The organism is Acinetobacter sp. YH12094, from assembly GCF_013419295.1.
GTDB classification, from domain to species: domain Bacteria; phylum Pseudomonadota; class Gammaproteobacteria; order Pseudomonadales; family Moraxellaceae; genus Acinetobacter; species Acinetobacter amyesii.
Genome location: NZ_VPAK01000004.1, coordinates 18,796 through 38,815, shown reverse-complemented (window position 1 = coordinate 38,815; position 20,020 = coordinate 18,796). Strand labels below are relative to the sequence as shown.

23 protein-coding genes and 1 pseudogene are annotated in these 20,020 nt (G+C 39.4%); 12 read left to right on the top strand and 12 right to left on the bottom strand.

The annotated features are described in order from the left end of the window. Positions 1-661: 661 nt before the first annotated feature. Positions 662-1,123, bottom strand: coding sequence for an Hsp20 family protein (locus tag FTU34_RS04760; RefSeq protein WP_078192642.1), 462 nt, complete (start codon positions 1,121-1,123; stop codon positions 662-664). A gap of 315 nt (positions 1,124-1,438) precedes the next feature. Here FTU34_RS04760 and FTU34_RS04755 point away from each other — a divergent pair, with 315 nt between their 5' ends. After that, entirely contained in the window at positions 1,439-2,056 is a 618-nt protein-coding gene (locus tag FTU34_RS04755) for a glutathione S-transferase N-terminal domain-containing protein (protein WP_078192641.1), read from the top strand. A gap of 30 nt (positions 2,057-2,086) precedes the next feature. On the opposite strand, the gene FTU34_RS04750 is transcribed toward FTU34_RS04755, so the two are convergent. Next, a complete protein-coding gene (locus FTU34_RS04750; RefSeq protein ID WP_180034871.1) occupies positions 2,087-2,470 on the bottom strand; it encodes an energy transducer TonB in 384 nt (127 codons plus the stop codon). A 211-nt stretch (positions 2,471-2,681) separates the two neighbouring features. Between FTU34_RS04750 and FTU34_RS04745 the strand changes: the two genes are divergently transcribed. Both FTU34_RS04745 and FTU34_RS04740 read left to right on the top strand, forming a co-directional pair. Further along, entirely contained in the window at positions 2,682-2,966 is a 285-nt protein-coding gene (locus FTU34_RS04745) for a hypothetical protein (protein ID WP_078192639.1), read from the top strand. A gap of 12 nt (positions 2,967-2,978) precedes the next feature. After that, positions 2,979-3,407 (top strand): YqaA family protein, encoded by a 429-nt coding sequence (locus tag FTU34_RS04740; protein ID WP_180034870.1) that lies wholly within the window; start codon positions 2,979-2,981, stop codon positions 3,405-3,407. Here the strand turns inward: FTU34_RS04740 and FTU34_RS04735 are convergent. The 5 genes from FTU34_RS04735 to FTU34_RS04715 form a co-directional block, all read right to left on the bottom strand. Beyond that, the gene (locus FTU34_RS04735; RefSeq protein WP_180034869.1) at positions 3,395-3,622 is read right to left on the bottom strand and encodes a hypothetical protein; all 228 of its coding nucleotides are present in this window, start codon (positions 3,620-3,622) and stop codon (positions 3,395-3,397) included. The two genes, FTU34_RS04740 and FTU34_RS04735, sit on opposite strands and share 13 nt — an antisense overlap. Before the next feature lie 8 nt (positions 3,623-3,630). Beyond that, positions 3,631-4,140 carry an energy transducer TonB gene (locus FTU34_RS04730; protein WP_180034868.1) on the bottom strand — a complete coding sequence of 170 codons (510 nt, stop codon included), beginning with the start codon at positions 4,138-4,140 and terminating at the stop codon, positions 3,631-3,633. Positions 4,141-4,200: 60 nt separating this feature from the next. Next, the gene (locus tag FTU34_RS04725; protein ID WP_180034867.1) at positions 4,201-4,935 is read right to left on the bottom strand and encodes a TonB family protein; all 735 of its coding nucleotides are present in this window, start codon (positions 4,933-4,935) and stop codon (positions 4,201-4,203) included. Between the two features lie 246 nt (positions 4,936-5,181). After that, a complete protein-coding gene (locus FTU34_RS04720; RefSeq protein WP_111884725.1) occupies positions 5,182-5,541 on the bottom strand; it encodes a TonB family protein in 360 nt (119 codons plus the stop codon). 102 nt (positions 5,542-5,643) lie between these two features. Then, positions 5,644-6,906 (bottom strand): MFS transporter, encoded by a 1,263-nt coding sequence (locus tag FTU34_RS04715; protein ID WP_180035025.1) that lies wholly within the window; start codon positions 6,904-6,906, stop codon positions 5,644-5,646. Positions 6,907-7,129: 223 nt separating this feature from the next. Between FTU34_RS04715 and rpmI the strand changes: the two genes are divergently transcribed. Together rpmI and rplT are read left to right on the top strand one after the other, a co-directional pair. Further along, positions 7,130-7,324, top strand: coding sequence for a 50S ribosomal protein L35 (gene rpmI, locus FTU34_RS04710; RefSeq protein ID WP_065994397.1), 195 nt, complete (start codon positions 7,130-7,132; stop codon positions 7,322-7,324). Between the two features lie 11 nt (positions 7,325-7,335). Beyond that, positions 7,336-7,695 carry a 50S ribosomal protein L20 gene (rplT, locus tag FTU34_RS04705; protein WP_004647525.1) on the top strand — a complete coding sequence of 120 codons (360 nt, stop codon included), beginning with the start codon at positions 7,336-7,338 and terminating at the stop codon, positions 7,693-7,695. A 67-nt stretch (positions 7,696-7,762) separates the two neighbouring features. Here the strand turns inward: rplT and FTU34_RS04700 are convergent, their stop codons facing one another. Then, entirely contained in the window at positions 7,763-8,728 is a 966-nt protein-coding gene (locus FTU34_RS04700; RefSeq protein WP_180034866.1) for a hypothetical protein, read from the bottom strand. A gap of 257 nt (positions 8,729-8,985) precedes the next feature. On the opposite strand from FTU34_RS04700, the pseudogene FTU34_RS04695 reads away from it, so the two are divergent. From FTU34_RS04695 to FTU34_RS04685, 3 genes and pseudogenes are all read left to right on the top strand, one after another. Continuing rightward, positions 8,986-9,366: pseudogene (locus FTU34_RS04695) on the top strand (hypothetical protein). Between the two features lie 70 nt (positions 9,367-9,436). Further along, positions 9,437-9,988 carry an adenylate kinase gene (locus tag FTU34_RS04690; RefSeq protein ID WP_180034865.1) on the top strand — a complete coding sequence of 184 codons (552 nt, stop codon included), beginning with the start codon at positions 9,437-9,439 and terminating at the stop codon, positions 9,986-9,988. Between the two features lie 110 nt (positions 9,989-10,098). Then, on the top strand, positions 10,099-10,311 hold the full coding sequence (locus FTU34_RS04685; protein ID WP_111884721.1) for a hypothetical protein: 213 nt from the start codon (positions 10,099-10,101) through the stop codon (positions 10,309-10,311). An 84-nt stretch (positions 10,312-10,395) separates the two neighbouring features. Here FTU34_RS04685 and FTU34_RS04680 read toward each other — a convergent pair whose 3' ends face one another. Further along, positions 10,396-11,424, bottom strand: coding sequence for a hypothetical protein (locus FTU34_RS04680; RefSeq protein WP_180034864.1), 1,029 nt, complete (start codon positions 11,422-11,424; stop codon positions 10,396-10,398). 159 nt (positions 11,425-11,583) lie between these two features. Between FTU34_RS04680 and pheS the strand changes: the two genes are divergently transcribed. The 3 genes from pheS to FTU34_RS04665 all read left to right on the top strand — a co-directional run bounded on the left by pheS (position 11,584) and on the right by FTU34_RS04665 (position 15,369). Then, positions 11,584-12,564 carry a phenylalanine--tRNA ligase subunit alpha gene (pheS, locus tag FTU34_RS04675; RefSeq protein ID WP_180024390.1) on the top strand — a complete coding sequence of 327 codons (981 nt, stop codon included), beginning with the start codon at positions 11,584-11,586 and terminating at the stop codon, positions 12,562-12,564. 115 nt (positions 12,565-12,679) lie between these two features. Next, positions 12,680-15,076 (top strand): phenylalanine--tRNA ligase subunit beta, encoded by a 2,397-nt coding sequence (pheT, locus tag FTU34_RS04670; RefSeq protein WP_373686477.1) that lies wholly within the window; start codon positions 12,680-12,682, stop codon positions 15,074-15,076. Beyond that, positions 15,073-15,369 (top strand): integration host factor subunit alpha, encoded by a 297-nt coding sequence (locus tag FTU34_RS04665; RefSeq protein WP_004783565.1) that lies wholly within the window; start codon positions 15,073-15,075, stop codon positions 15,367-15,369. The genes pheT and FTU34_RS04665 overlap by 4 nt, the downstream gene beginning before the upstream one ends. 285 nt (positions 15,370-15,654) lie before the next feature. Here the strand turns inward: FTU34_RS04665 and FTU34_RS04660 are convergent, their stop codons facing one another. From FTU34_RS04660 to trxA, 3 genes are all read right to left on the bottom strand, one after another. Then, the gene (locus tag FTU34_RS04660) at positions 15,655-15,900 is read right to left on the bottom strand and encodes a hypothetical protein (protein ID WP_078192631.1); all 246 of its coding nucleotides are present in this window, start codon (positions 15,898-15,900) and stop codon (positions 15,655-15,657) included. Between the two features lie 412 nt (positions 15,901-16,312). Then, positions 16,313-17,581 carry a transcription termination factor Rho gene (rho, locus tag FTU34_RS04655; RefSeq protein ID WP_067731074.1) on the bottom strand — a complete coding sequence of 423 codons (1,269 nt, stop codon included), beginning with the start codon at positions 17,579-17,581 and terminating at the stop codon, positions 16,313-16,315. Between the two features lie 323 nt (positions 17,582-17,904). Beyond that, on the bottom strand, positions 17,905-18,231 hold the full coding sequence (gene trxA, locus FTU34_RS04650) for a thioredoxin (protein ID WP_078192629.1): 327 nt from the start codon (positions 18,229-18,231) through the stop codon (positions 17,905-17,907). A 266-nt stretch (positions 18,232-18,497) separates the two neighbouring features. On the opposite strand from trxA, the gene ppx reads away from it, so the two are divergent. Beyond that, positions 18,498-20,018, top strand: a complete 1,521-nt coding sequence (ppx, locus tag FTU34_RS04645) for an exopolyphosphatase (protein ID WP_168378483.1) — start codon at positions 18,498-18,500, stop codon at positions 20,016-20,018. The last annotated feature ends 2 nt before the right edge of the window (positions 20,019-20,020 follow it).

The window sequence follows — 20,020 nt, the reverse complement described above, 5'->3', positions numbered from 1 at the left end:
TTGGGTTTTTTAATCTCAATGATGTTCAAGGGTACCAATAATTTTTGCTGCGTATTGATTGGAAAATAGAGCAAAATTCATGAATGCGAACTTAGGTCTGAGGGTATTAAGTAAGTTTCTTTAAGAAAGACAAATTTGATTATATTCTAATTGATATTCAATCGTTGTTTCGATTCAGACGTTTTGAAATGCTTTAATTTAGTTTTAATGTAGGTATAAAGTGAGCAAAGCTTTTTATTGAGCTAACTATGTGAGATCTATTTACATAACACCGGCAGTGAGATGGGGATTTTCAGTACCCTCCAATAGATTTTCATCTTGGTAATATTAGGTTGTATATTCCATGTCATAAAAGCAATCAGAACAAAGTACATTTCATAGAAATAGATAGTAATACAAAGTAGGATTATTTTTTGCAAGATACGCCAAAATTTAAAAAGAGTAGATGAACAGCTTGTAAGCCAGACCCACCAAGGATTCATTAAAAACACCTATGGGTAAGATTAAGTTGAGAATAGATAAAAAACGAAACATAAAATTTGCAATCTAGACACTATATTCTTGAGATGGCATGATTTTTTATTCTTGTTTGTCATGTTTGGAATCTAACTAATTTTCTTAATATAAAAAAGACCCCGAAGGGTCTTTTTTTTATGAGGGTTTACTCAGCGATATTTTCTTGGACAGGACTTTCTATCAATGCCTTTTTGCCAATTGGAATTTGGCGTGGTAGTTTTTCTTCAGGAATAATACGCTGTAAGTCCACTGTCAATAAACCATTTTCATATAGGGCTTGTTGCACTTCTATATGTTCATCTAAGCGTAAAGACAGTTTAAATGTACGACGAGCAATGCCTTTATGCAGGAATTCCACAGTTGTATCTTGCGCTTCAGTTGGTTTACCTGAAATGCTTAGCACTTGATTTTCTAAGTTTAGCGAAAGTTCATCTTCTGTAAAACCTGCGGTTGCCACCACAATGCGATAGCTATTTTCAGCCGTTTTTTCAATATTGTATGGCGGGTAATTTGGTGTGTCGCTTTGCATGGCATAATCAAATAAATCGTTGAAACGATCAAAACCAATGCTACGACGGAAAAGTGGGTTAAGATTTAAACTACTCATAATTAGAACTCTCTTTAATAAGCAAAGTTGTAACAATAAGAAATGTTCAGTGATGCTTGGCATCCACTGTTCACTAACAAGATCGTTTGATCCTTGTACATGTATCAATATCGGTCTGTGCTGATTTTTTTCAAGGGATTTTTATAAAAAAATTATATTTTTTGAATTTTTGTACCTTAAGTGATTTTAAAAGCAAAGTGATAATTCACATTTTAACGTTACTTTTCAGAAAAACTGACAAGCTTTCACTGGATTAAACATGTTATACATAAAGCAAAATGAGATTGCCTTACTGAAAATTAAAAAGGAATATAGATGATTGATCTCTACTATTGGGGTACACCCAATGGACATAAAATTACCATCGCTTTAGAAGAAATGGGTTTGGAATACCAAATTTTTCCGATTAATATCTTGGAAAATGATCAATTTCAGCCAGACTTTTTGAGAATTTCTCCGAACAATAAAATCCCTGCAATCGTGGATCAGAATGGCCCACGAGGAGAGTCAATTTCAGTTTTTGAGTCTGGTGCGATTCTGCAATATCTTGGACGTAAAACAGGTTTGTTTTATCCAGAAGATGAGTTTGAGCGCGTTGAAGTTGAACAATGGTTGATGTGGCAAATGGGTGGTTTTGGGCCCATGTTAGGACAAAATCATCATTTTAGTCGTTTTGCACCTGAACGTATTCCGTATGCAACTGAACGTTATGTAAATGAATCTAAACGCTTATATAAAGTTTTGAACCATCAGTTGATTGGTCAAAAATTTGTGGCTGGAGAGTATTCGATTGCAGATATGGCTATTCTGCCTTGGGCACTGCGTCATGAATGGCAGCAAATTCAGTTGGAAGATTATCCATACGTGAAAGACTATATTGATCGACTGACGGCCCGTCCAGCGGTACAAAAAGCCTTAGCGATACAGGTTTAAAAAAAAGAGCATGGAAACATGCTCTTTTTTTTATGGAATGAATAGAAGCTTTTTCCACCAAGGTCTTTGGTTTTCTTTCAGTGTCTTGAGTGAAAAGGGCTGTACGGCAACAAAGGGGTAAGCGACACCATTTTTGATATAAGGTTTGAACTTGGCACGTAAAAGTGACTGCTCAACCCGCTTATCAATGTGCGTGAGTCCAGAGCTTTTGATTAATTCAGCTTTTTGAACTTCGCCGGTGGCTAAAACATACAATTTAAAACTAAGGTCACGATTTTGATTGCCAAGATCGTCATTGTTGAAGTTAAAAATAGGTCGCTTTTTCCAAATCATTTGATCTTGTGTAATCACGTGTTGTTTGGCAACTTCAGAAGGACTTTGTGCATATAAAGCGGTCAAAATTTGTAATAACACGATAAAACTTAAGCAAAGAATTTTTTTCATAAAGTGAGTTAAAATTATTCAATATTTGCGTGGCAGATTAGAAGTCTCATGTATAAAAGTAAAGTGCGGAAAGACTCACCTTAAGATTTTAGATAGGACGGAAGAAAATTCTAACGCTGTGTTAGAATGCGGCGCTGCCGAAAAGAACGCGTTGTTGACGGCTTAGTTGGACGATTTTGCGATGAAAGACTTTTTCTTAAATTTTACCCGTATTGTTGAAAATAACCCAAGAATCTATTGGAGTATTATTTTTGGTATTGCAGGCTGCTTAGTGCTATTTGTCGCTGAAATTGTGCATGTTCAAAATATTCTTGCAGATTTACATACCAAAGATCAAAACTTGATGCGGGCTGCGATTGAACCGATTTCTTCACAATATAAATGGTCGAGAATCGTTGTAATTGTTGCAGCAGTGCTTTGGTCAAATTTTGAATATTTGAAGTCGAAGAAAAAATTAGGTCTCTAAGCATTCGTTTCGATGTGGTCGTTTTTAGTTTTATTCTTCGCGGCATTTGGGGCTGCGACCTTACTTCCTTTACAGTCCGAAGCCGTATTGCTCGGATTGTTGAGCTATGGTCAACACAATCCATGGCTACTGATTTTGGTGGCCAGTATCGGAAATATCCTCGGTTCTTGTGTGAATTGGTGGCTCGGTTTAAAAGTAGAACATTATAAAAATAAAACATGGTTTCCCGTGTCAGAGCTGAAAATGCAGCAGGCACAGGGTATTTATCACAAATATGGTTATTGGTCTTTGCTACTGAGTTGGCTGCCGATTATTGGAGACCCAATTACTTTAATCGCGGGTTTAATGAAAGAAAACTTCTGGCGATTTTTCACACTGGTCAGTATCGCCAAAATTGGACGTTATCTGTTTATCTACGGGCTATTTTTTCAATTACATTGAATATTTTTCAGCTGAATGCGCTCTTTAAGTTGAATTTTAAAGATCTGATAAAACTTACGTGGCGCTTCGATTTTTGCCAGTTCAAATTTCTTTAATAGCAAGCGGGCAATTGGATCACTTGGACTTTGTATTAAACGAATATCGGAAATTTGGTTCTTACGATCTACGCTAAAACTAAAATCTATGCTGAATTGTTTTGCTTCAGATTCCGTCATCGGCAGCTTCATTGCGGGGACGTCTTTGTATTGAAATGTTCTATGTTGCCAGACTGTTGGAGCTGCAAGCCCTCGGGCTCAAAATCAGCCCAGCAGGTTTTGATGGGCTTTCTTTTTGGTGTTTTACGTGTCGATGAATAGTCATCAGCATTAAATTCAAATGGCTGCGTCGCTCGGAAGGGATAGCTGATGCCCGATTCTATATAAGGCCTGAAGCGTGCCTTTTTTACCGCGTTAATGACCATATCATCCAAATCTGGCAAGCCTGAACTGGTGATGATTTTGACTGCGGTAATGTTGCCCGAGTTGTCTGCATCAATTGCGACATTGACAAATCTAGGGCGTCCTTCCAGATCTCCTGGCTCAAATTTAACTTTGGGTGCGCGCATCCAGCTGACAGGTCTGTCTTGCAATATTTTTACTTCGCTGGCGGGCGCAGTCTCAGCGGCAGCATACTGCGTGCACATCACTGTGCTTGCACAGAGCATTAGACCTATTGCTGTATATTGTTTCAACATAGTCATTCCATCAGTGCGCGGCACGCCAATTCATTATTTTAATGCCGCTAAAAATTGAGATTATGAGCAGCCATTCACTTTAAATTGAATTTCATCTTTAAAGTTCGACTTTTTATAGATCCAAAGGGTGCTCGCAGTACGTTTAACCGAGATCTGACTATTTCTTAGTGCTTCAACGACTTTCTGATCGAGTACATATATGCCAGAGCCTTGCTTGATCTTGACCTTTTTTACTTGTCCGTGTTTATCCACTTTTAAGTTAAATTTGACTTTACGATCGTGCTGTTTCAATTCATGACTAGTGAGATCTAATTTTGGTTGAGATACATATTGGAATGGCGTTTTCTTATCTGCACTTTGTGCATTCCAAACTTTTGAATCAAAGTTGAAATCACATTCAGGCGTATTGCCTTTAACTCTCAAATTAAACGCTTGATAGCCAATAATGGCTTTGGCTTCACCATTTTCTAAATGTGGTTTGACTTTAGCTTTTTTGACAGCAGAAATTAAGATTCGGTCGAGTTGATCGACCCCTGTACTTTCTTCAACACTTGCATCGGTAATTGTACCTTTTGCATTCGCTGTGACACGAATAATGGCCGCGCGGTCACGTTGCTTGAGGTCTTCATTGGCATATACTGGTTTTGGAAAAACCGACCAATTTAAACGCGTGGTTAAATGCGCAGGAGCAACTTCAATATTCTGTGCCGGAAGTTGATGGGTTTTGGTTGAAGCACTAAACGCTGTAGAAAATGGAGCGCAGGCCAAAAGGGTTAAGCACAGATATTGTTTCATAAGTCTATTCTAAGATCACAAAGTGAGTGATGAATGCGTCGATATTGCTGCGCAGTATTTCCTGTATTGGAAATACTGGCAAGGTTTAAATGGAAAATATGCCATTATTTTTTTGACTGATGGGTAATGTCGATTCCAAATAAGTCACGGGTTTTTGCGCTTTTGCGTTCAGCATCATAAACATTTGAATGAAGTTCTATTTTGCATTTAGGTGGAATACGACTTGCGGAATCAGTATTTTGTTCCCTAATTTAGTTTAATAGGTAGTTGAATAATAAATGAAGTGGCTTGACCATTCTCTATATACGGCTTAAATCTTGCACCTCTTAAGGATGCGCTGATTTTTCGATCCAAAGCATCTAAGCCTGTACTTTTGAGAGTTTCGACTTGAGTCACTTTACCTATCTCATTTACATATAAACGTGCAAGAAATTGATGAGATTTACCTTTTAGATCATTTTCATTAACGTCAATTTTTGGTGTTCTAAGAAAACTAACACCACTAGATTGTAATTTAAGCTCTTTAGGGCTGTTATTTATATCTGTTTCGGCATAAGAATAGCCACATAAAATACTGCTCAGTAAAATCAATGTTTTAATTTTCATAAAATAAATCTTAAATTATTAAAATAAAGGAGGAAAATGAGTATAAATCATCCATAAAAAAAAGGGCAAAATGAATATTTGCCCTTAATATGATCGGTAAATTTATTTTTTTAAATCATCATGACTTTGGGTGATATCTACTTTAAACAAATCACGGGTTTTTGCCCAACTGATCGCAACTACAGCCATGGTCATACAGCCACCAAAGATTGTCGCCATGATCGTGCCCATATATTTTGCAGCAAGTCCCGATTCAAAAGCTCCAAGTTCATTACTACTGGAGACAAACATGCCATTGACCGCGGCTACACGGCCACGCATATTTTCGGGCGGGTAGAGCTGTAAAATGGTTTGGCGAACCACCACAGAGATGCTGTCACATGCACCAGTCATTGCCAGTGCAAAGAGTGATAACCAAAGATGGCTTGAAAATGCGAATAAAATGGTAAATACACCAAAACCCGCTACAGCCAATAACATATTACGCCATGCATGATGAGTTGGAGGGAATTTGGTCAATGCAATCATGGTGATCAGGGCGCCAATAGACGGCGCTGCACGTAAATAGCCTAAACCTTCAGGCCCCACTTTTAAAATATCTTCGGCAAAAATCGGTAAGAGGGCAATCACGCCACCAAAAAGCACAGAAACCAAATCGAGTGAAATCGCCCAAAGGACAATTTTGGTTTTCCAGATAAAACGAAAACCTTCACTTAAACTATCTTTTAAATTTGCAGATTCAATTTTAGGGAAACTGCGTTTATTGAGTAGGTTAATGAGAATGAAGCAGACCGTTAGTAGCGCCGCAACACTGAGTAAGCTGGTTTCACGGCCTAAAAATGCCAACATAAAACCGCCAAGCATTGGCCCAATAATCACCCCACTTTGCCAACCAATCGTTGTCCATGTTGCACCATTGGCATAGAGCTCCCGCGGGATTAAAAAAGGTTTAAGCGACGTTGCCGAGGGATTATAGAAACCACGGATCGTTCCAAGCCCAAAAATGACTGCATAAATCCCCCAAGACAGTTGGGGGACATCAATTTGGCCGAGACCATATTGGTGAAATAACCCCCAAAGAGTAAGTGGCATAGGTACAGAAAAAAACAGACAAATTTTCATAATGGTCTGTTTATTGAAACGATCTGCAAAGTATCCTCCCCACAAAGAGAGAGCAATAAAAGGAATTGCTTCGGCTAAACCAATTAAGCCCAGTGTTAGCGGGTCTTTAGTGATTTGATACAGTGAGTAAGCAACAATAATTTCTTGAATCAAAATGGCTAAGGTCAGACAAAATTGATTAAGCGTAACAATCGAGAAATCCCGATAACGTAGGGCTGCAAAAGCATCCTGTGCAGGTTTCATAATGGACATTAATAGTTGGCGTGCCGACATTATATAAGCCTTATTGGGCATCGCTTATAAAATCATCGGAAAATCTATATCAGAAAATTAATTAAGTTCGATATTCGGTAGAAAGATTCGCTTTTGTTTTGAGCAAAGATGCTTTAGAATACTCGCTCCCTTACCTGCAGGGCGTCTTTGCAATGGTGCAGACGTGCCGAACAGGTGTTCAAAAGAGGTTCTTATGCCTAAGATGAAAACTCGCCGTGGTGCAGCTAAACGCTTCAAGCCAACTGCAAACGGTTTTAAACGTCACCAAGCGTTCAAACGACACATTTTGACCAAAAAATCTGCTAAGCGTATCCGTCAATTACGCGGCTGTGTAATGGTTCACGTAAGTGACGTTGCTTCAGTTCGCCGTATGTGCCCATACATCTAAGGAGATTATAAATGGCTCGTGTTAAACGTGGTGTACAGGCTCATCGCCGTCATAAAAAAATTCTTGCTCGTGCTAAAGGTTACTACGGCGCTCGTTCACGCGTATATCGCGTAGCGTTCCAAGCAGTAATCAAAGCAGGTCAATATGCTTACCGTGACCGTCGTCAAAAGAAACGTCAATTCCGTGCTCTATGGATTGCGCGTATCAATGCTGGTGCTCGTCAAAATGGTTTGTCGTACAGCCGTATGATCGCTGGCTTGAAAAAAGCTCAAGTGATTATCGACCGTCGCGTACTTGCTGACATCGCTATGCATGACGCAGTTGCATTTGCTGCTTTAGCTTCTAAAGCTAAAGATGCATTAGCTGCATAAGTCTTTATGACTTAAAAAGGGACCGCTTTTAGCGGTCTTTTTTTATGGACGAATTTGATTAGACATCTTATTTTTTCGACCATATGGCTAAAAACACAATGATGCCAATTGTGATTGCGGCAAATTTTATAAACTCAAATTGTTTAAAAAGTAAATAAAAGCCATAAAGTAAAGCGAATAGCATGGCAAAAATTAAAACTAAAGAAAAAAATACAACCCATGGTTTTTCAGGCTCTTTATCTGTTGAAGTGTTGGTGGCGGAAAGAGCTTGATCAGATGTTGACTTGAAATAATTAACTTTGGGGTATTTTTTCTGTAGTTGTTTGAGTAAAGCTTTCTCTTCATCATTGACTAAATTTTCGCGGTTGAAATGATTGGCTGTATAGCACGTGACATCTACATGGTGTTCTGACAGTTTGTACTCATAATCCAATAGTTGTGCATATTCTTCGGTTGTAAATAAATGGATCGGTGAGCTTTCGTTTTTTACATGTTTTAAATTTTGGATAGCAGCTTCGATTGAATTGAGCATTTCAAGCAGACTTAATCCAACTTGAGGTGAAGCTTGAGGATTCTCCAAAAGAGGGAGTGAGTCATCCAGAAGGCCATAATAATACAAATTATGGATTAGTTTAAATTGAGGCTGAATGTGGGTAGAAAACGGATGTTCAAATAAATCCAGTTGAATGCTATTTACTAAACTGCTCCAACTCGAATTTTTATCAAAGCAAAAGCATTCGTTCCGCTGTTGTTGATTGAGCTCAATTAATGTAAACAGCCCGAATGCGTCATGAAATTGTGTGGAACTTGCACCCCAAAACTCCCGAGGATCACCAATAGGGCTGATATCTAAAATTTTCGTTTCAGATTGGATTTGAACCAGTGCAAAGGCTTGATTTAAATTGTTGTGGAAAACAGCAAGAGGATAGTTGGTTTTTACAAAGTAAAAATGAGGATGTTGATTAAGTTTTGCATGCTCAAAAAGAAGATCAAATGGATAAAGTGAGCATTTTCTAATCCACTTTTCAGCCATATACATGATCAAATGATCAACTGAGTCATGTAGTAATGCATTGGTTTTAAAATCGCGAATCAAGAAAATGTCACAAGCTTGGCCGCACCATGGGTGCAAAATCTCGTCATAGTAAATTTTCTGGTTAAAAAAGCGTTGAGCGTTATATTGCAAACCAAGAATAAATTGCTCGTAATGATCTATCATAATGAAGCATTTTTTTATTTTTCAATTGTTAGCTATCTTAGCTTTAATTTGACTTAAAAGGTAACTGCTTGATGCGCAAACAGTATCACTTCCGCCAAGTAGGCGACGATACGTATATTTGGGATGTACATCACTTAGTAAAACTCAGTCAAAATTTCAAGGTTCAGCAAATTCCTGTAAGTGACATTCAAGAGTTGAACGAAGCTTATTGGTTTCCAAAATCTGCTCCGACCACATAGCAAATTATTGAACATCTGGAATTGGTAAATGCTGCGGACTTAAGTTATCCCATTATTTTATGTGCCAGTGGTCGAGTGATGGATGGTATGCATCGAGTCGCGAAAGCATGCATTGCTAATCAGTCAGATATATTAGCCGTTCAATTTGAACAAACCCCAAAGCCTGACTTTATCAATATCGATGCAGATCTTTTGGATTATCGTGAAGAATAAAAGTTAACCTACAGATCCAATGCTGCTATCTTGAAGTAGATTCACCAGACTCAAGTAGATCATCATGACAATGAAAAGAATAAATGTAGTCGGTACATCTGCTACAGGAAAATCAACATTTTCTAGGGCATTGGCAACAAAGCTTGGTTTGCATTACATTGAATTAGATAACTTGTTTTGGCTAGATGATTGGCAAGAATGTCCTGATGAGATCTTTTTTGCACGTATCGGAGCTGAAATTGCTAAAGCGAAAAATGGTTATGTTATTGATGGCAACTATACTCGAACGATTCCTGTTAAATGGTCTGAAATAGATACGGTGATATGGTTAGACCTTCCGTTTCCAGTCAATTTATACCGCTCTGTAAAGCGCGCATTTTCTCGGGCTAAGTCCAAACAAGATCTTTGGCCAGATTCAAATAATCAGGAAAGTTTGTGGTGGATGTTTGGTCGAGATTCCATTGTCTGGTGGATGATTAAGACCCATAAAAAGAATCGTGAAAAATATCTACAGATGATGAATGCACCTGAATATCAACATATTCAATGGATTCGTTTAAAGTCTGCAAATGCAGTTGATGCATTTTTAGAACAATTGGACTCTTATGTTTTTGATGTTTAAGTTTTGATGTTTTATCAATAAAAAGTGCAGTTAAGTTACAGAAATAATCTTTATACCGCGCTTTGCGACATGCCTAATGTATGGATAGAAAAGAACAAAAGGAAAATAAAATGTTGGCTGAAATAGTTGGTATGGGTCAAGGTAGCATTACTGTAGAGCTCGAAATGATTCCCCGCAAAGGTGAGGCAGTCAAAATCATGTATGGTGCAGACGCAGAGCTTGAGGGGGAAGTAGTCTCTGTCAGTCATTATATTAATCAACATGCCGATCAGCATCGCGTTCGATTAGAAATTCGTCCGTTTAATTATTTAACGACCTCATAATTTTGAGGTCTTTCATACATAAGCATGTTCATAAAAAAGCCCTTCCATGAGAAGGGCTTTTTAGTGTTGATCACATTTATACAGTTAAAGTCCGAAGTAATAAGCCAATAAGCAAATCACTACCGTAATAATAATTAAGGTAATCACTCCACCTGCACCGGGTTTATGGGTTGGATTTGGCGTGTGTGCATGCTGAGGATTTGATTTTCTTTGCTCAGTTTTAAATCCATCCAGAGGAGAGCTTTCGACCATAGGAGTTAAACGTGCAGTTTTATAGTGATTAGCGACTTTCACAATAAATTTAGCCGTTAAATCTTCAGTTTTTTGAGCAAAATGGCGCAAATTTAACTGTTCTTCAGGTGTATAGATGCTGCCATCTGCATGATAGGGATGCTGAATTTTAGACTGTATATGGCGGTTTAATGCATCTAAGCGATGTAAGCTGTCATGTGCAAAATCCGCTTGTGCATCCGTTGGCAAGAGTGCGAGTTTTGCGGATTCATTCGATTCGCTGCTTAGATCGGGCTGCGTACCATAATAAGGTGTGCCTAACACCTCCGGCTCAATAAAACCTTCCGCAGGTTTTTGTAAAAATAATTCTGCTTCAGTGAAGTTATGAATGTCATCCCATTTTGGTAACTGCATATCTGCTTCGATGCGTTTAATGAGTTTATGGTTCAGCTCATAGCGCCAAAAGGTTTCTCGACGAATTTGCAGTTGTTGGGATGCCGGTGCTTCATAGTCATTTTCTGCGTTATACCACTCGGCAAGTTCTTTACCAAAAATCCATGCCTGCTTTTTATTTTTTTCGTGGCTTACAATAAAATGGGCAAAGGGAAGAAGTTCAACGTTAGCATTCGGATTTTGTTCATCATTCAGCAAGCTAGAGCTATGTAAACTTAAGCGTTGTACCCCTTGTTTTTTTAAGCCCTCTAGCCAAATTTGGAAATGTTGAGCCAATAAATGCTGTGAAAGCAAATCACGAAAATGGAAACTGTGCTGATCAAAAATGTGGTGATTCAACCAACGATGAAAACTCAAACCTTGGTTGAGAAATTCATTGCCATAAGTGACGAGTGTGAGCTGTTGTTTCCAGATTGGATCGAGTGCCATAAAGATTGGATCCCATTGATATTGTGTTTATCTTATACTTTTTTTAAAACTTGATGCTAATGCAATTTTAACTTGTGAATGCGCTTCATCATAACGGCTAAAAACTGTTAGAATAAGGGGTTTATATTATTTTTTTAAATTGTTGCTTTGAGAGTTACTATGTCACTGGAAGCCCTGACCACTGAAGCGCTCGCTGCGATTGCAGCAGCAGAGGACCTTGCTACACTCGACCAAGTGCGAGTGCAATTTACAGGGAAGAAAAGCCAGCTCGCTGAACAATCGAAGTCGCTCGGTAAAATGGACCCAGAAGAACGTAAAGTTTTTGGTGCTCAAATTCATGCCGTTCGTGAATCGATTACTGGCGCACTGACTGCTCGTCAAGCTGAATTACAAAAAGCTGCATTAGAACAAAAGCTTGCTAGCGAAACGATTGATATTACTTTACCCGGCCGTGGTCAAACGGTGGGTAGTATTCACCCTGTGACTCAAGTTCAAGAACGTATTTGCCAATTCTTTACCAAAGCTGGCTTTACTGTTGCGACTGGTCCAGAAGTTGAAGATGATTATCACAACTTTGAAGCATTGAACATTCCGGGTCATCATCCTGCACGTGCGATGCACGACACTTTCTATTTTGATGCGAATCATTTACTTCGTACGCATACCTCAGGCGTGCAAATTCGTACGATGGAAACTCAGCAGCCTCCAATCCGTATTGTGTGTCCTGGTCGTGTTTATCGCTGTGACTCAGATCAAACGCATTCGCCAATGTTCCATCAAATCGAAGGTTTGTATGTGGCTGAAAACACCAGCTTTGCAGAACTTAAAGGTTTGTTGGTGAACTTGTTAAATGAATTCTTTGAAAAAGATTTGAAAGTGCGTTTCCGTCCATCTTATTTCCCATTTACAGAGCCAAGTGCGGAAGTGGATATCATGGATGAACGTGGTAAATGGTTGGAAGTTTTGGGCTGCGGTATGGTGCATCCAAACGTTTTACAAGCCGCTGGCATTGACCCAGAAAAATACAAAGGCTTTGCCTTCGGTTTAGGTGTAGAGCGTTTTGCAATGTTGCGTTATGGCATTAATGACCTGCGTATGTTCTACCAAAATGATGTGCGTTTCTTACGCCAATTTGCTTAAACAGTTTTATACCTCTCCCTAACCTCTCCTAAAAGGAGAGGGGTTGTCCATCATGACTTAGGGTTCGTCCTCTTTCTTTAAAGGGACGCTAGAGAGGATTAGAAATTTAGAATTAATAGGTTTTTATACAATGAAAATTAGCGAAAATTGGTTGCGTACATGGGTTAACCCAGCCATTGATAGCGATACACTTTCTGACCAACTGACCATGTTAGGTTTAGAAGTTGATGATTTATCTCCTGCTGCAAAACCATTTACTGGTGTAGTAGTCGGTGAAGTTTTAACAGTGGTTCAACATCCCGATGCTGACCGTTTACGTGTCACTACTGTAAACATCGGTTCAGGCGAGCCGTTACAAATCGTTTGTGGTGCTCCAAACGTACGTGTAGGCATGAAAGCTCCTGTAGCAACCATTGGTGCAGTACTTCCGGGCGATTTCAAAATTAAAAAAGGCAAGCTTCGTGGTGTTGAATCACAAGGCATGCTGTGCGGTGCGTCTGAAATTGATCTTGAAGATAAAATCGACGGTCTATTAGAGCTTCCTGCCGATGCACCTGTTGGTGTAAATGTGCGTGAATATTTAGATCTTGATGACAATGTGATTGATATCAGCATCACGCCAAACCGTGGTGACTGCTTCAGTATTCGTGGTATTGCACGTGAAATTGGTGTGATTAACCAACTCCCTGTGACTGCCCCTGAAATTAAAGAAGTTGCTGCAACAATTACTGATGAGAAGAAAGTTGTTGTTGAAACTGATGGTTGCCCACGCTATTTAGGTCGAGTGATCAAAAACGTTAATACCAAAGCACCAACTCCTGAGTGGATGGAGCGTGCATTAGCTCGTGCAGGCATTCGTCAGCACAGTATTTTGGTCGATATTACCAACTACGTTTTAATGGAATTGGGTCAACCTTTACATGCATTCGATGGCGGTAAAGTTGAAGGTTCTGTTCGTGTACGCCAAGCAACAGCAGCAGAAAAATTAACGTTGTTGAATGAACAAGAAGTTGAATTATCTGAAAACGTGATGGTGATTGCGGATGATCAAAAAGCTTTGGCGATTGCAGGAATCATGGGTGGCCTAAGTTCAGCGGTTTCTGATGATACCACTGAAATTTTCCTTGAGTCGGCGTTCTTTGATCAACTCTATATCGCAGGTCGTGCACGTAGTTTTGGTTTGCATACTGATGCATCTCAGCGTTATGAACGCGGTGTAGACTTTGAATTGCCGATGACGGCAATGCACCGTGCTTCTCAACTTATCGCTGATTTAGCTGGTGGTGAGTTTGGTCCAATTACTGTTGCTGAAAAAGTAGAGTTATTACCAAAACGTGAAGCCATTGAACTAAATCAAGCACAAGTTGATCAACTACTCGGTTATAAAGTTGAATCTGCATTTATTACGGATGCTTTAACGCGTTTGGGTTGTAATGTCACTGTGAAAGCAGAAGGTGAGTGGACAGTTGTACCGCCATCACACCGTTTTGACATGGCAATTTATCAAGACTTGATTGAAGAAGTGGCACGTATTCACGGTTACGACAATATTCAAATTAGCTTGCCGGTGATTGATGTCAAACTGGCGAAATACCAAGACCAATTTGAATTGGTTCAGTTACGTCAAACTGCAGTGGCTTTGGGTTATCAAGAAGCAATTAGCTTTAGCTTTGCTGATGCGAAACTTGAGAAACAATTGAATCCACAGGTTCAACCACTAGCGCTTGCAAATCCGATTTCTAGTGATCTTGCAGTGATGCGTTCAACCTTATTATCAAGTTTGATCCCATGTGTGCAATACAACGTGAACCGTCAGCAAAACCGTGTGCGTTTCTATGAGCTTGGTCTACGTTTTGATTATCAAGGTGCGAACAGCATTCATGATCTCAAACAGATACCAACCTTTGCACTGGTTGCAACAGGTTCACGTACGACTGAATCTTGGCATGGTAAAGCACAGCCTATGGATTTCTTTGACTTTAAAGGCGATGTAGAGGAGATTTTAAATTCTGCACGTTTAAATGTTGAATATGTACGTTCAGAGCGTACGTGGTTACATCCAGGTCAATCTGCTGAAATCTTAGTCAATGGTCAATCAATTGGTTACTTCGGTCGTTTACACCCATCTTTAGAAGATGAGTTGGATTTGGCGATTACTTGGGTAGCTGAATTGGATCAATCGGCTGTTTTGCAAACTTATGTATCTAATTTTACAGAATTATCACGTTTTCCGTCGGTTCGACGTGATATTGCGCTTTTAATTAGTGATAAGATTAATGTTAGTGAAATTCAGCAACTTATCGAAAAAACCGGCGGTGAGCTTTTAGACGCAGTTTGGTTATTCGATGTGTACACTGGTCAAGGTGTCGAAGAAGGCAAGCGCTCATTGGCATTTGCAATTCAATGGCAACATCCAACACGTACATTAGAAGATGCTGAAATCAAAACCGGTATGGATAACATACTTCAGGTGTTGGAAAACACTTACCAGGCGACATTGAGGGCTTCATGACAGCATTAACAAAAGCAGAAATGGCTGATCATTTAAGTGAGCTCACGAGTTTAAACCGTCGTGAAGCAAAACAAATGGTCGAGTTATTCTTCGATGAGATTAGCCAAGCGCTAATCTCTGGGGAACAAGTTAAACTCTCAGGTTTCGGTAACTTCGAGTTGCGTGATAAACGTCAACGCCCAGGCCGTAACCCGAAAACGGGTGAAGAAATTCCGATTTCTGCCCGTCGTGTAGTGACCTTCCGTGCGGGACAAAAATTCCGTCAACGTGTTGGAAATGAGCAGATCAATTGATCTGCTTTTTTTTCCTTTGATTTAGGAGGCGCAGTGCTCATCATCTATCGCACAATTCATGTTGAAGAATATTCGTTTTAAAAAAGACGATATACTTGAGTTGAGTTGAGTTGTCTTAGAGCTTGATTGTGGCTTTCCTTTAGCTAAATTGTCAGTTTTTATTTTTCAATAACCATGGGCTTAGTATTTTGAATTTTAGCTCTTTTTATGAACTAGGGTTTAAAGTTTGAGGCAATAAAAAAGAGAGCCATAGGGCTCTCTTTTTGTGCTGAATAATCGGTTAGATTATTGAGCTTCAGAAGCAGCAGCAGTAGCTTCAGATGCAGCAGCAGTAGCTTCAGAAGCAGCAGCAGTAGCTTCAGATGCAGCAGCAGAAGCTTCAACAGCAGCAGCGTCAGACGCAGCAACTACTTCAGAAGCAGCAGCTTCAGATGCAGCAGCAGGAGCAGCTTCTTCAGTTTTTTTAGCACAACCAACGAAAGCTAAAGTAGTAGCAACTGCAGCAGCAATAGCGATTTTTTTGAATAACATGGCATCACTCTCTAAAATATGAGATTAAAAAATAACCTGCGTTAGTCTGTTGTGTGCTTTTATTATGCCTAATTTGAATAGGTATTAAAAATGCATAGAGCAGTCTAACTGGTCTGCGTGTATGCTATCACTGAGTATTTTGAAATGCTACTAGTGACTTTGAAAAAACCGTTAAAAATAGGTGAAAAACGGCCATTTTTTAACAGAAAATAACAATTAAGAGAAAGTTTTATATTGGCGAAATAGCAAATAAACTACTAAAAAGAATAGGGTTTTTTAACATATATTTTTTATAATCATAAACTTGAAAATAAGTTTACATGGAGATCTATCAAATGTTTCTTTGTGTAACTAAAGTCAACCAAATAAAAAGGCCATCGTTATAGATGGCCTTTTCAGTCAAACATTCAACTTAGTTGGATGCTTTACGTTTCATTTGATCGAAGAAATCATCATTGGTTTTGGTTTCTTTCATGCGATCAAGCAAGAATTCCATCGCTGCAAGTTCGTCTTGTGTATGAAGCAATTTACGTAAAATCCAAACTTTACGTAGGTTATCTTCAGACATCAAACGCTCTTCACGACGTGTACCTGATTTTTTGATGTTCATCGCAGGGAACACGCGTTTTTCAGCAATACGACGGTCTAGGGTAATTTCTTGGTTACCTGTACCTTTGAATTCTTCGTAGATCACTTCATCCATCTTACTGCCAGTTTCAATCAAGGCAGTTGAGATAATTGTCAGTGAACCACCTTCTTCGATATTACGTGCTGCACCGAAGAAACGTTTTGGACGTTCTAAAGCATGGGCATCCACACCCCCAGTAAGAACTTTACCAGATGACGGAATCACGGTGTTGTAAGCACGGGCTAAACGAGTAATTGAGTCAAGCAAAATCACTACATCTTTTTTGTGTTCTACAAGACGTTTCGCTTTTTCAATTACCATCTCTGCAACTTGTACGTGACGAGCTGGTGATTCATCGAATGTTGAAGCAACTACTTCACCACGAACAGTACGTTCCATTTCTGTTACTTCTTCAGGACGTTCGTCAATTAGAAGGACAATCAAGAAACATTCAGGATTGTTACGAACAATCGACTGAGCGATGTTTTGTAACAACATGGTTTTACCCGCTTTTGGCGGTGCAACGATAATTGAACGTTGACCTTTACCAATCGGAGCAACCAAGTCAACCACACGCGCAGTTAAGTCTTCTGTTGTACCATTACCTAATTCCATTACCAATTGTTCGGTTGGAAATAAAGGTGTTAAGTTTTCGAAAAGAATCTTATTACGTGAGTTTTCGGGTGTGTCGTAGTTAATTTGATTAACTTTTAATAATGCAAAGTAACGTTCGCCTTCTTTAGGTGGACGAATTGTACCTGTAATAGTGTCACCAGTACGAAGGTTGAAGCGACGGATTTGTGATGGGCTCACATAGATATCGTCAGGGCCGGCTAGGTAAGAACCCGCTGCAGAGCGTAAGAAACCAAAGCCGTCCGACAGAATTTCTAGAACGCCATCACCAAAAATCTCTTCGCCGTTCATTGCGTGGCGCTTTAAGATGGCAAAAATAATATCTTGCTTACGGTTACGAGCCATTCCTTCGAGGCCCATAAACTCGGCAATCTTGATGAGTTCGCCAATCGGTTTTTTCTTGAGTTCGGTTAAGTTCATAGGTGGTCAGATAGAATCTAAAATTCTGAGGTACAGGTTGGAAAAGGGAGCAACAAATGTGCCGCGATCATGCAAGAAACGATAGCAATTGGTTCGCACAAAACAATTCAGAGATCTGATTCGTTATATGAAGAGAGATGTGAAAAACAATTCTGTTGCCGAGCGGCATTTTATGTGTTGTGTTGTAAGAAAATGACAGGATTTGAGATCCTTAATTTCTTGAGTAAACAATATAAGAGAGAACACAGCATTTGTCAATTTATCAACCAAAAAAATACGCTGTGTAAAACAGCGTATTTTCGAGTGTTTTTATCGAAAAAATATTAGATGTTTTCTTCGATGAAAGCTGTCAATTTAGATTTTGGTGCTGCACCGACTTGGGTTGCTACAACTTCGCCGTTTTTAAACATTAATAATGCAGGAATGTTACGGATGTTGTAGTTTACAGCTGTTTGTTCGCAAGAAGTAACGTCTACTTTAACGATTTTAACTTTGCCTTCAAACTCAGTTGAAAGTACTTCAAGTACAGGTGCAATGGCTTTACAAGGAGCACACCAACCTGCCCAGAAATCTACAAGTACAGGAGTATCAGACTCTAGTACATCGGCTTGGAAGTTTTCATCAGTTGTATTTACGATATTGCCAGACATGGATTTTGCTCCGGAATTAATTTTTAAGTTGACTCTATGTTTATAAGTATTACATAGCCAACTATAACAATGTAGGGGGTTATGTAAATTTTCGACCTGAATGGCGAGTTTGTCTAATGGATGATCACGATGCCGATGATCGTGTATGGCTATCATTGCTTCAGATAAAAAATCGATAAGTTCCGCCCGAACTACTCATAAATGGCTTTTAAATTACATGTATGTGAATTAATCTAAGCACAATTCTGAACAGGTTTTTTTGAATAATGTCTGATTTTTTGATTGATGAAGAATTACTTGCTGCTATCGATATGGGATCGAACAGCTTCCACTTGGCTATCGCACGCGTAGACCATGGTGAAGTGAAAAAAGTTGCATCAATGTCAGAAAAAGTACAGCTTGCCGCAGGTCTAGACGAAAATAAAAATTTGACTGAAGCCGCACAGCAACGAGGATTAGCCTGCCTAGCACGTTTTGTGGGGCGTTTAAATCCTGTACAAGCCAACCGTTTACGTATTGTGGCGACTAATGCCTTGCGTCAAGCAAAAAATGGTCATGAATTTATTCAAAAAGCCGCTGAAATTTTACCAAAACCAATTGAAATCATTGCTGGTCGTGAAGAAGCCCGTCTCATTTATTTAGGGGTTTCACATACTATGGCAAATAGTGGTCGCCGCCTTGTGATTGATATCGGTGGGGGCTCAACAGAGTTGATTATTGGTGAAGAGTTTGAACCGATTCATACAGAATCTGTGCAAATGGGCTGTGTCGCTTTTACCAAAGCGTTTTTTGCTGATGGTGAAATTAATCTGAAAAGTTTTGATAAAGCGGTAAATGCTGCTCGCAAGGAAATCGCAGGCATTGCCAACACTTATAAAGCTGCAGGCTGGGATACTGTTGTCGGTTCAAGTGGCACGATCAAAGCGTGTCGTCAGATTTGTGTCAATATGGGCTGGAGCAACGATCAGGAAGAACTGACACGTGACGGTTTATTTAAACTCAAAGATAAATTGCTTAAATATAAGCATGTCAATGAAATGGAATTTGATGGTCTAAAAGAAGACCGTCGAGCAGTTTTGCCAGCCGGCATTGCCATTTTGTATGCCGTCTTTGATGTGCTGAATATCGATAAATTGGTTTATTCTGATGGCGCGTTACGTGAAGGCGTGATGTACGACCTATTGGGACGTTTCCAACATGAAGATGTTCGTGACCGTTCTGTACATGCGTTGATGGGTCGCTACAACGCAGATATGAAACAAGCTGAACGTGTGGTAAATACCGCTCAACAACTGTTTAATGGTGTGGCGACCGCACTGAATTTGACCAGTGATGACAGTGATTTACTGCGTCGTGCAGCGTATTTGCATGAAATTGGCTTAGCGATCAGTCATAGTGGTTACCATCGTCATGGTGCTTATTTACTGCAACATTCGGATATTCCGGGTTTCTCACAAATTGATCAAAACCATTTGTCGCATTTAGTGGCGCATCATCGTCGTAAGTTACGCAGTGATGCACGTGTTGATGTGATGAAAGTCGGTGGTAACAAACTTGTTTACTTATGTCTATTGCTTCGTTTAGCAGTTTTATTAAATCATAGTCGCAGCGATGAGATGCTTCCTGCCATTGAATTAAGCGTGGACAATGCGCAACAATGGCAACTTAGTGTTTCTGGTGATGCCAAACAGTGGCCTTTGTTGGTTGCAGACTTGCATGATGAGCAGGTGCAATTTAAGCATTGGGATATTGAACTGAATATCCAGTCGGAACAATTTATCAATTAACA